The sequence below is a fragment of the Micromonospora sp. H61 genome (assembly GCF_018070325.1).
Taxonomy (GTDB): domain Bacteria; phylum Actinomycetota; class Actinomycetes; order Mycobacteriales; family Micromonosporaceae; genus Micromonospora; species Micromonospora salmantinae.
Genome location: NZ_JAGPXY010000121.1, coordinates 1 through 10,010 on the forward strand (window position 1 = coordinate 1; position 10,010 = coordinate 10,010).

9 protein-coding genes are annotated in these 10,010 nt (G+C 72.3%); all 9 read left to right on the forward strand.

The window, feature by feature from the left end; genetic code table 11:
* The first annotated feature begins 119 nt into the window (after positions 1 to 119).
* The 9 genes from KBX08_RS31400 (at position 120) to KBX08_RS31440 (ending at position 9,865) form a co-directional block, all read left to right on the forward strand.
* On the forward strand, positions 120 to 2,954 hold the full coding sequence (locus tag KBX08_RS31400; RefSeq protein WP_210787396.1) for a Na+/H+ antiporter subunit A: 2,835 nt from the start codon (positions 120 to 122) through the stop codon (positions 2,952 to 2,954).
* Positions 2,951 to 3,430, forward strand: a complete 480-nt coding sequence (locus KBX08_RS31405; RefSeq protein ID WP_210787397.1) for a Na(+)/H(+) antiporter subunit C — start codon at positions 2,951 to 2,953, stop codon at positions 3,428 to 3,430. Before KBX08_RS31400 ends, KBX08_RS31405 begins: the two co-directional genes overlap by 4 nt.
* Positions 3,430 to 4,935, forward strand: a complete 1,506-nt coding sequence (locus tag KBX08_RS31410; RefSeq protein ID WP_210787398.1) for a Na+/H+ antiporter subunit D — start codon at positions 3,430 to 3,432, stop codon at positions 4,933 to 4,935. The genes KBX08_RS31405 and KBX08_RS31410 overlap by 1 nt, the downstream gene beginning before the upstream one ends.
* A complete protein-coding gene (locus KBX08_RS31415) occupies positions 4,932 to 5,543 on the forward strand; it encodes a Na+/H+ antiporter subunit E (protein ID WP_210787399.1) in 612 nt (203 codons plus the stop codon). Before KBX08_RS31410 ends, KBX08_RS31415 begins: the two co-directional genes overlap by 4 nt.
* Positions 5,540 to 5,803, forward strand: a complete 264-nt coding sequence (locus KBX08_RS31420) for a monovalent cation/H+ antiporter complex subunit F (RefSeq protein WP_112586633.1) — start codon at positions 5,540 to 5,542, stop codon at positions 5,801 to 5,803. Before KBX08_RS31415 ends, KBX08_RS31420 begins: the two co-directional genes overlap by 4 nt.
* Positions 5,803 to 6,162 (forward strand): monovalent cation/H(+) antiporter subunit G, encoded by a 360-nt coding sequence (mnhG, locus tag KBX08_RS31425; protein ID WP_210787403.1) that lies wholly within the window; start codon positions 5,803 to 5,805, stop codon positions 6,160 to 6,162. The genes KBX08_RS31420 and mnhG overlap by 1 nt, the downstream gene beginning before the upstream one ends.
* Positions 6,163 to 6,370: 208 nt before the next feature.
* Positions 6,371 to 7,726 (forward strand): hemolysin family protein, encoded by a 1,356-nt coding sequence (locus KBX08_RS31430; RefSeq protein ID WP_210787400.1) that lies wholly within the window; start codon positions 6,371 to 6,373, stop codon positions 7,724 to 7,726.
* Positions 7,723 to 8,787, forward strand: a complete 1,065-nt coding sequence (locus KBX08_RS31435; RefSeq protein WP_210787401.1) for a hemolysin family protein — start codon at positions 7,723 to 7,725, stop codon at positions 8,785 to 8,787. Before KBX08_RS31430 ends, KBX08_RS31435 begins: the two co-directional genes overlap by 4 nt.
* Positions 8,788 to 8,935: 148 nt before the next feature.
* Complete coding sequence (locus tag KBX08_RS31440; protein WP_210787402.1) at positions 8,936 to 9,865, forward strand: sporulation protein; 930 nt, start codon at positions 8,936 to 8,938, stop codon at positions 9,863 to 9,865.
* Positions 9,866 to 10,010: the final 145 nt, after the last annotated feature.

Here is a 10,010-nt window from a genome sequence, read left to right on the forward strand (position 1 = left end):
GGGTTGGGGCTCTGGGGGCGAATTCTGGCAAAACCGCCCGGCGGGGGAGGAACTGGCGTCTGATCGCTGCTAGGCGCCACCGCTGCCACGGGCGTCGGCCATGTCGATCAGGAGCGCAGGTGCTGGTACTGCTCATCCTCCATCTCGTGGCGGCGCTCGCCGCGCCCCTGCTCGTCCGGTGGTGGGGTCCGCGCGCGTGCTACCCGCTGGCGCTCGCGCCGGCCGCCGCGTTCTGCTGGGCGGTGGCCCGCACCCCGGCCGTCGCCGACGGCGGGGCGGTGGTCGAGACGTACCCGTGGATCCGGCAGTTGGGCCTCGACATCGCGTTCCGGCTCACCACGCTGTCCTGGCTGATGACGCTGCTGATCGGCGGCGTCGGCGCGCTGGTGCTGGTCTACAGCGCCCGCTACTTCGGTGCCGGTTCCACCGGGCTGGCGCAGTTCGCAGCGGTCCTGGTCGCGTTCGCGGGCGCGATGCTCGTCCTGGTCTTCGCCGACGACCTGCTGCTGCTCTACGTCGGCTGGGAGCTGACCACGATCTTCTCGTACCTGCTGATCGGGCACAGCACCGAACGGCGGTCCAGCCGCTGGGCGGCGGCGCAGGCGTTGACGGTCACCACGCTGGGCGGCCTCGCCATGCTGGTCGGCTTCATCATGCTGGGCGAGCACGCCGGCACCTACCGCTGGTCGGAGATCAGCGCTCAGCCGCTGCCCGGCGGCGGGTACCTGGTGGGCGCCGTGCTGCTGATCCTGGCCGGCGCCCTGTCCAAGTCGGCGGTGCTGCCGTTCAGCTCGTGGCTTCCGGTGGCGATGGCGGCGCCCACGCCGGTCAGCGCCTACCTGCACGCCGCCGCCATGGTCAAGGCCGGCGTCTACCTGGTCGGGCTGCTCGCCCCGGTGCTCGCCACGGTCGGCCCGTGGCGGCCGCTGGTGCAGATCGCCGGTGTGGCGACCATGCTGCTCGGCGGATGGGCCGCGCTGCGCCAGACCGACCTCAAGCTGCTGCTGGCGTACGGGACGGTCAGTCAGCTCGGCCTGCTGGTGGCCGTGACCGGCTCGGGCACCCCGGACGCCGCGCTGGCCGGCACCGCGATGCTGCTGGCGCACGCCCTGTTCAAGGCGGCACTGTTCCTGGTCGTCGGCATCATCGACCACGGTGCCGGCACCCGTGACCTGCGCGAGTTGTCCGGGGTGCGGCACTGGTCCCAGCCGCTGTTCGTGGTCGCCGTGCTGGCCGCGGCGTCGATGGCCGGTGTGCCACCGCTGGTCGGCTTCGTGGCCAAGGAGGCGGTGTTCGGGGCGTTCACCGACCAGCCCGTGCTCCTCACCGGCCTGGTCGCCGGGACGGTGCTCACCGTCGCGTACAGCGCCCGCTTCCTCTGGGGCGCGTTCGCCGACCGGCCGGGTGTGGCGCCGGTCCCGCCGGGGCCGATCGCCGCGTCGTTGCTGGTCCCGCCCGCGGTGCTCGCCGGTGTCGGTCTGCTCGCCGGTCCGGCCGCGAGCGTGCTGGACGACCTGCTGCGCCCGTACGCCGACCTGCTCGGCGGGGTCGACGCGCACCTGGCGCTCTGGGCCGGGCCGACCCCGGCGCTCGGCCTGTCCCTGGTGGCGCTCGGCGGCGGCGGCCTGCTCTTCGCCGTGCGTGGGCCGCTCGCCCCGGTGCTGGCCCGGTTCCGGTCACCGGTGGGGGGCAACCAGGGGTACGAGTGGGTCATCGGCCGGTTCGACCGGCTGGCCATCGACGTCACCGGCGCGACCCAGCGTGGCTCACTGCCGCAGTATCTGGGCATCATCCTGGTCACCCTGGTGCTGGTGCCCGGTGCGGCGATGCTCTCCGCCAGCCCCTGGCGGGCGCGGATTCCGCTCTGGGACAGCGCGCTGCAACCGGTGGTCGTCCTGGTGATCACGGTGGCGGCGGTGCTGGCGGTCGGTGCCCGTCGCCGGCTGACGGCGATGCTGCTGGCGGGCATGACCGGCTACGGCACGGCGATGTTGTTCGTGCTGCACGGAGCGCCCGACCTGGCGCTCACCCAGTTTCTGGTGGAAACGGCGACGATCGCCGTCTTCGTACTGGTGCTGCGTCGCCTGCCGGAGCGGTTCTCGGCCCGCCCGCTGCGCCGTACCCGCTGGGCCCGTCGGGTGATCGGGGCGGCGGCGGGGCTGGTCGCCGCCGGGTTGGCCCTCACCGCCGTCGGCGCCCGCCGGGCATCGGACATCTCGGCCGCCTTCCCCGACCTGGCGGTGGCGCACGGGTACGGCCGCAACGTGGTCAACGTGACCCTTGTCGACATTCGGGCCTGGGACACGATGGGCGAGCTGGCGGTGCTGGTGGTGGCCGCGACCGGGGTGGCCAGCCTGATCTTCGAGCGCTCTCGCACCGGACCGCGGCCGCGCCGGCCCGATTCCGAGCAGGGCGTGAGTGGACGCGGCCGGCCGGTCTGGCTGCGCGGAGGCCCCACCCTCTACGAGGAACGCCGCTCGATCGTGTTGGAGGTGGTCATCCGGCTGATCTTCCACACCGTGGTGCTGTTCTCGCTGTTCCTGCTCTTCTCCGGGCACAACGCGCCGGGCGGCGGGTTCGCCGGCGGGCTGGTGGCGGGTCTCGCCCTGGTGGTGCGCTACCTGGCCGGCGGCCGGTACGAGCTGACCGAGGCGGCCCCGATCGGCGCCGGCGCGATTCTCGGCGCCGGGCTGGCCCTGGCGGTGGGCAGTGGCGTGGTGGCGTTGCTGGTCGGCGGGTCGGTGTTGGAGAGCGCGAAGGTCGACCGAGCCCTGCCACTGGTCGGCGACGCCCATCTGGTCACGTCGCTCTTCTTCGACATCGGCGTGTACCTGGTCGTGATCGGGTTGGTGCTGGACATCCTGCGCAGCCTCGGTGCCGAGGTGGACCGGCACATCGAGGCCACCGGAACGGCCACCGGCGGGCTGGCCGTCGACAAGGGGGACCGGGCATGACGCGGAGCGGTGCGGGGCCGACGTTGGTGCTGGTGTTGGCCGTCGCGGTGCTGGTCGGGTGCGGGGTGATGCTGCTGTTGGAGCGCAGCCTGACCCGGATCCTGCTGGGCGTGGTCATGCTCGGCAACGGGGTGAACCTGTTGATCCTGTTGGGCGGGCGGTCCGGCGGGGCGCCGGTCGTCGGCACGGGCCCGGTGGAGCGGATGAGTGACCCGCTGCCGCAGGCGATGGTGTTGACCTCCATCGTGATCACCTTCGGGTTCACCGCGTTCCTGCTCGCTGTGGCGTACCGCAGCTGGTATCTCTCCGGCGACGACGAGGTGCCCGACGACCTGGAGGACCGGCAGATCATCCGCCGGGCCGGGCGCAACGAGGTCGGTGCGGCCGATCGTGGTGGGGAGGGACCGAACGGTGACCCGGAACAGGTCGATCCCGAGCCGGCCCGCCGGCGGTTACGACGCGGAGACGAGTCGTGATGCGCGCCCTGGTGCCGCTGCCGGTGGTGGTGCCGCTGCTCGGTGCGGCGCTGACCCTGCTGTTGGCCGGGAAGCCCCGAATCCAGCGCGCGACCAGCGTGCTGTGTCTGGGCGCCACGCTCACTGTGGCGGTGCTGCTGCTGGTGCAGGCGTACCGGCACGGGCCGGTGGTGGTGGCGGTCGGGGGGTGGCCGGCGCCGGTCGGCATCGTCCTGGTGGCCGATCAACTGGCCGCGCTGATGCTGGTGGTCTCCTCGGCGGTGACCCTCTGCGTGCTGCTCTACTCGATCGGCCAGGGTCGCAGCGAGACGAGCGAGAGCTCGCCGGTGTCGATCTTCCACCCGACGTACCTGGTGCTCACCGCCGGCGTCACCAACGCGTTCCTGGCGGGTGACCTGTTCAACCTCTTCGTCGGGTTCGAGATCCTGCTGGCCGCCAGTTTCGTGCTGATCACCCTGGGGGGCACCGAGACCCGCATCCGGACCGGGTCGACGTACGTGGTGGTCAGCATCCTCTCCTCGATGATCTTCCTGACGTCGGTCGGTCTGGTGTACGCCGCCACCGGCACGCTCAATCTCGCCCAGCTCGCCCAGCGCCTCGACGACCTGCCCGACGGTGTCCGACTGGCCCTGGAGCTGATGTTGCTGCTGGCCTTCGCGATCAAGGCGGCGGTCTTTCCCCTGTCGGCCTGGCTGCCGGACAGCTACCCCACCGCGCCGGCCCCGGTCACTGCCGTCTTCGCGGGTCTGCTCACCAAGGTGGGCGTCTACGCGATCATCCGTACCGAGACGTTGCTGTTTCCCGGTGGGCGTGCCCACATCCTGCTCATGGTCGTCGCCGGGCTGACCATGGTGATCGGCATCCTCGGTGCGGTGGCCCAGTCCGACCTGAAGCGACTCTTCTCGTTCACCCTGGTCAGTCACATCGGCTACATGATCTTCGGGGTGGCGTTGAGCACCGTCGCCGGCCTCTCCGGCGCGATCTTCTACGTGGTGCACCACATCACCATCCAGACCACGCTGTTCCTGGTCGCCGGACTGGTCGAGGAGCGTGCCGGCAGCACCGACCTGCGTCGTATCGGCGGTCTGGCCCGGGTGGCGCCGCTGCTGGGCGTGCTCTTCTTCATCCCGGCCATGAATCTCGCCGGAGTGCCACCGTTCTCCGGCTTCCTCGGCAAGCTCGGCCTGCTCCAGGCCGGGGTGGCGGCCGGCGGGCCGCTGCCCGGGGTGCTGGTCGCGGCCGGCACCCTGACCAGCCTGCTCACCCTGTACGTGGCGTCCCGGGTGTGGAACATCGCCTTCTGGCGCGCGCCCCGGCTGGCCACCAGCGAGCCGGTCGTCCAGTTGCCGAGGCTGATGGTGGGCGCCACAGTGGCTCTGGTCGCCATCGGGCTGGCGTTGACAGTGCTGGCCGGTCCGCTCTTCGACGTCACCGCCGACGCGGCCGAGGACCTGCGGCTGCGCACCCCGTACGTCCGTGCGGTGCTGCCGGGCGGTGTGCCGTGACCGGCTCCCCGGAGCCGGCTCCCGACACCCCCGGGCCCGCCGTGGTGGGGCGGGGCCGGCTCGGGCGCTGGCGGGACCAGGCGGTGGCACTCGGGTGGCTGGTGCTGGTCTGGAACCTGCTCTGGGGCGACATCACCTGGGCCAACCTGGTCGGTGGCCTGCTGGTCGGTGCGGCCGTGCTGGTGTTCTACCCGCTGCCGGCGGTCAGCTTCGGCGGCCGGTTGCGACCGTGGGCTCTGCTGGTGTTCGTGGGCCGGTTCGCCGTCGAGTTGGTCAGCGCGAGCCTGCACGTCGCCCGGATCGCCGTGCAGCCCGGCTACCGACCGCGTGGGGCGATCATCGCGGTCCGGTTGCGGGTGTCCACCGACCTGAACCTGGCGCTCACCGCCGAGGCGGTCTCGTTGGTGCCGGGCACGCTGGTCCTCGAGGTGGACCGGGACTCCGGAACGCTCTACCTGCACGTCCTGGACACCCATGGCCCCGGGGACCTGGACGTGGCCCGGGCCCGCACGCTCGCCGTCGAGCGGCGAATCGTCCGCACGGTCGGCTCCACCAGTGAACTGCGCCGACTCGACGTCACCTCACCCGAGAAGGGAACCCGCCCGTGACCACCTTCCTGGCCGTCGTCCTCACCGCACTGCTGTCGGTCACCGCGCTCCTCGCGCTGACTCGCCTCTACCGTGGCCCGTCGCTGGTGGACCGGGTGATCGCCGCGGACATGCTGCTCGCCACGATGGTCGGCGCGGTGGGCGCCGAGGCGGCGGTCAACCGGCACGCCACCACGCTGCCCGTGCTGGTGGTGCTCTCCCTGCTCGGCTTCGTGGGCTCGGTGTCGCTGGTCCGCTTCGCCGTCCGGGAGCAGCAGTGATCGCGACGATCGCGGACTGGATCGGCGCCGGTTGCCTGGTGGCCGGCGCCCTGCTCGCCCTGGCCGCCGGGATCGGCGTACTGCGTTTCCCGGACGCGCTGTCCCGGATGCACGCGGCCACCAAGCCGCAGGTGCTCGGGGTGCTCCTGTTGCTGCTGGGCATCGCGTTGCGGCTGCGGTCCCCGGCGGACCTGGGCATGATCCTGCTGGTGGCGGTCTTCCAGTTGGCGACCGCGCCGGTGGCTGCGCAGATGATCGGGCGAGCCGCGTACCGGTCGGGGCGGCTCGACCGGAGCCTGCTCGACGCCGATGAGCTGGCCGAACGCGGACCAGGCGGCGGGCCGGCGGGGCCGGCGTGACGACCGCCAGGCGGCGGGCCGGCGTGACAAACCGGGGCGCTCGCTGAACCGGACGTTCCGCTCCTTCGGCCCACCCCCAGCGGAGTCCCAGCCAGCGCCGATAAAATGACGGCATGATCGACTCTTCTGCCCAGGAGGGCAGCAGTAGCCAGCCGGGTCGTGCCCGGCATATCCCCGTACCGACGACCCCGGGAGCCCTGAGCGACCCGTGTTGATCGTCGTTGGTCTCCTACTGATCATCCTTCTCACTGCCGCCACCGGCTACTTCGTGGCGCAGGAGTTCGGCTACGTCGCCGTGGACCGGGGCAAGCTGCGCCAGCTTGCCGATGACGGCGATCAGGCCGCCGCCCGGGCCCTGACCGTCACCAGCCGGCTCTCCTTCATGCTCTCCGGTGCCCAACTCGGCATCACCGTCACCGCGCTGCTGGTCGGCTACGTCGCCGAGCCGTATCTGGGCGGTGGTCTCGCCGACCTGCTCGGCGTGGCCGGCGTCAGCGAGGCGGTCAGCCTGCCGCTGTCGGTGGCGTTGGCACTGGTCATCGCCACCATCGTGCAGATGGTCCTCGGTGAGCTGGCCCCGAAGAACCTGGCCATCGCCCGGGCCGTGCAACTGGCCCGGGCGCTGAGCCGCTCCACCCTGATCTACCTGGCCGTCGCCGGGCCGCTGATCCGGCTCTTCGACCGGGCCTCGGTCCGGCTGCTGCGCCGCATCGGCATCGAGCCGATCGAGGAACTGCCCAGCGGCGCCACCCCGGCGGACCTGGAACAGATCATCGCCGAGTCCCGCGAGGAGGGCAGCCTCGACGCCGAGATGTCCACGCTGCTCGACCGAGGTCTGGACTTCCGCGAACTGACCGCCGGCGAGGCCATGGTGCCGCGCGTCGACGTGCACACCGTCCGGGCGCACGAACCGGTGAGCCGGGTGGTCGAGCTGCTGGACACCGGCCACTCCCGCTTCCCGGTACGCGGTGCGGAGGGCGTCGACGACCTGCTCGGCATCGTCGGCATCGCCGACGTGCTCGGCGTACCCCCGGGGGAGCGGGCCACCACCCCGGTGAGCGCGGTGGCCGGGCCGCCGCTGCTCGTACCGGAGACGTTGCCCCTGCCCACGGTGCTCGACCGCCTGCGCGCCGGGCACCGGCAGATGGCGTGCGTGGTCGACGAGTACGGCGGCTTCGCCGGCGTCATCACGCTGGAGGACATCGCCGAGGAGCTGGTCGGCCCGATCCGAGACGAGGACGACCCGCCGGAGCGGGCGCCGGCCCGGCAGGACGACGGGTCCTGGGTGGTGCCGGCCCGTTGGCGGATCGACGAGGTCGCCGACAGCACCGGCATCGCCCTGCCCGAGGCCCCCGAGTACGACACCCTGTCCGGGTTGGTGATGCGGGAGCTGGGCCGGGTGCCCGAGGTCGGTGACCGATTGGAGATCAGCCTGCAACCCGAGGGGGCGGACGGCGAGGACAACGAGGCGGAGCCCCGGGCGTTGGTCGAGGTGTTGGCCGTGGACCGGCACGTGGCCGACTCGGTGCGGTTGCAGCTGACCAAACCTGAGGTGACCGCATGAGCCCCGGGATCGCGCTGTTCAGTTCGGTGATCCTGCTGGCGCTGAACGGGTTCTTCGTGGCCGCCGAGTTCGCCCTGGTGGCCAGCAAGCGCTACCGCCTGGAGCAGGCGGCGGCGAACGGTGGCCGGGCGGCACGGGCCGCGTTGGACGGCGTCCGCGAGCTGTCGCTGATGCTGGCCGGCGCGCAACTCGGCATCACGCTGTGCACCCTGGGTCTCGGTGCGCTGGCCGAGCCGGCGATCGAGCACCTGCTCAGCCCTCTGCTGCACGCGGTGGGCCTACCGGACGCGGCCAGTCACCTGATCGCCCTGGTCTTCGCCCTCGGGGTGGTGACCTTCCTGCACCTGGTGGTGGGGGAGATGGCACCGAAGTCGTGGGCGATCACCGACGCGGAGCGCTCGGCGACGCTGCTCGCGTTGCCGTTCCGCGCCTTCGCCCGGGTCTCCCGGCCGGTGCTCTCCGCGCTGAACGCCCTGGCCAACGCGATCCTGCGGCTGTTCGGCGTCAACCAGCAGGACCAGCTCGCCCAGGTGCACGGCCCGGACGAGCTGCGGATCCTGTTGGAGCAGTCCCGAGAGCACGGGCTGCTCGGTGCCGAGCAGCACCAGCTGTTGACCAGCATGCTGGAGTTGCAGGGCACGTCGGTGGCGCAGGTGATGGAACCGTTCGCCACCATGGTCACCGTCCGACGGGACGACCCGGCCGAGCGGATCGAGGAGGTCAGCCGCGACAGCGGCCGATCCCGGCTCGCGGTGCTCGACGAGGCGGGTGACGTGTGCGGGCTCGTGCACGTCCGGGAGGCGGTACGGGTGGTCACCACCGGCCGGGTCGCCACCGCCGGGGAGCTGATGACCCCCGCGTTCACGCTGCCCGCGACGTCCTCGGTCACCGAGGCGGTGGCGGCGATGCGGGCCCGGCAGTCGCAGCTCGCGTTGGTCCGCAACGGCGGTGGCCCGGCCCGGCCGATCGGCTTCGTGGCCCTGGAGGACCTCCTTGAGGAGGTCATCGGGGAGTTCGACGACGAGACCGACACGGTCCCGCGCGGGCGTCGGTTGCGCTGACCTGTCGACCCGGCCGTACCGACGAAGTACGGCCGGGTCGACGCTCCCCATGGCAGCGCCGCTCGACGCGGGCGGGCTTGAGCCGACCCCGACCGGGTAGGCGCGCCTGGTGGGGCCGCCGGGGCCCCGTCCCGGGAGGGGGCGCGCGGTGCGGCTGACGGGAGTGTCCCCGGAGTCCGGTGGCACCGGACTCTCCGTGCAGACCACGCTGCCCAACCCGAGTACCCGCCCGGGCCTGCGCCTGCCCGGGCGGGTGACAGTCGCGGCCGGCCCGGAGGACGTGCTGGTGCGGCACATCCGGCTCGGCCTCGTCACCACTGTCGAGCCGGACGACCCGGCCGCGGCCCGACGTCTCGTGCAGTTCCACCACCTGCCGATCGCCGGCCGGTTCGTCGTACCGGCCGGTCGGCGGCGGGCGGTCGACTTCGCGTTCCCGCTGCCGTGGGAGACCCCGGTGACCACCTTCGGTGGGGTGCCGCTGCTGAGCCTGCGGATGGGCCTGCGGACCGAGGTGTCGCTCGACCCCGACCTTGACCAGGGGGCCATGGTGCCGGTCTTCGTGCATCCGATCCCCACCCAGCAGCACGTGCTGGCGGCGCTGGACACGCTGGGCTTCATGATCCGCCAGTCCGGGTTGCTGGAGGGCGGGTTGCCAGGGGTGGAGCACACCCTGCCCCTGCACCAGCGCTGGGGCTACTGGGTGGGGCCGCTCTACGCCGGCCCGATCACCGAGCTGGAGGTGATCTTCGTGACCAACTCGGCGGGCCTGGAGGCGATCCTCTGGATGGATCGCCGGCTGGCGCTGGCCGGAATCACCCACCAGCGCATCAGCCGGTTCCGGATCTGGCACGAGGACGCCGACCGGCGGGACTGGGTCGCCACAGTGGACGGCTGGATCCGCCAGGCGATCAACCGGCACGCCGCAGCGGCCGCGCACGCCGACTGGTCCGCGCAGATCGCCGGGTCGGCCCACGTCAGCCGCCACCCCGACGAGCCGATCCGACCGGGCTACGGCCTGGGCGGCACCGCCGGCGGCACCGGCGTAGGCGGCGGCGGCTCCGGCGGCGACGGCACCTGACCCCTCGGCCCCGCCCTCTCCCGCCTTCTCACCCTCGCGATCTTGCAGTTTCTGCGGCGACAAAACGGCTCAGAATGCGCGTTTCTACGACCGAAAGTGCAAGATCGCGAGGGCGGGCGGGCGTGCGGGCGGGCCGAGGGGGGTC

Coding starts and splice junctions, on each gene's coding strand:
- KBX08_RS31410 (WP_210787398.1), top strand. CDS start 3,430: ATGCGCGCCCTGGTGCCGCTGCCGGTGGTGGTGCCGCTGCTCGGTGCG.
- KBX08_RS31405 (WP_210787397.1), top strand. CDS start 2,951: ATGACGCGGAGCGGTGCGGGGCCGACGTTGGTGCTGGTGTTGGCCGTC.
- KBX08_RS31435 (WP_210787401.1), top strand. CDS start 7,723: ATGAGCCCCGGGATCGCGCTGTTCAGTTCGGTGATCCTGCTGGCGCTG.